Annotated in this window: 1 protein-coding gene; it reads right to left on the bottom strand. The window is 56.9% G+C overall.

Annotated features, from left to right (window positions below; genetic code table 11):
- Positions 1-69 precede the first annotated feature (69 nt).
- On the bottom strand, positions 70-1018 hold a 949-nt coding region (locus tag CW742_RS15240), incomplete at its 5' end, for a permease (RefSeq protein ID WP_292421883.1).

The raw sequence follows: 1018 nt of genomic DNA on the forward strand, positions 1-1018 counted from the left end.
CAGGTAGGCTGGGCCGGCTGCCAGTTTTTGCCCGCTTTCCCTGTTCTCCATCCCGACCGATCTCCCTGACTATGCCATCCCGACAAACACTGCATAAAAAATAAAACCGCCAAGGGTTGCCGTGACGAACACCCAGAGGACATAGGCAGCAATAGCCTTGGGTTTGAGCATAGATCCGAGGATCGCAATCTCCGGCAGGCTTGCACCGGTCCCTCCGATGAGGAGGGCCATTGCTGCTCCGAGGCTCATACCTTTTGCGAGAAGAACCGAGAGCAGCGGAATTGCCATCTCGATTCTCAGGTAGAGCGGGACACCAATTGCCGCTGCGATGGGAATCGCGAGCAGGTTTGAGTTCCCCACGTAGGCTTCAACGATCGATGCCGGAAGGAAGGCTGCGCAGACACCACTAATTGCTGCACCGATGAGCACGTACGGGATGATCTGCACAAACAATGCCCGGGCAAACGGCATACTGCGGATGAGGCGGGGCCGGTTGCGTTCCCAGAAACTTCCCGATGAATACTCCACATCCGGCGCTGCGGTTCCACAACACCCGGATGTTGGGTTGGTTACAGGTGCCGGGGGCACGCTGCAAGGGGAGACGCCACATGACGGGTGCTGCACGGTGGCCGAGCACCCGCACGCGGATGGGGTCTCAGGAGCCGATGCACAACCACAGGATTGCACGAAGGTCATCACTTCTTTGACCTCGTGTTTCAGCCGGGTGTTGCCCAGGAACGCCCCTCCAATGATTGCCATGATGATTGTTACGACAAAATACACGAGAGCGATCTGCCAGCCGAAGACCCCGAAGATGATCCCCACAACCATGAAATTGCAGACAGGGGCCGAGAATAAAAACGACAACACGGTAGAGAAAGGAACCTTTGACTCGATCATACCCATGGAGACCGGCACCATAGAAGCGCTGCAAAACGGAGTCAGGATTCCCAGGAGTGCTCCGATGATTGGGCCTTTCCGCCCCAAGCCACTTCCGAGGCGTTTCTGGATCTTTTCC

The sequence above is a fragment of the Methanoregula sp. genome (assembly GCF_002835825.1).
GTDB lineage: Archaea > Halobacteriota > Methanomicrobia > Methanomicrobiales > Methanospirillaceae > Methanoregula.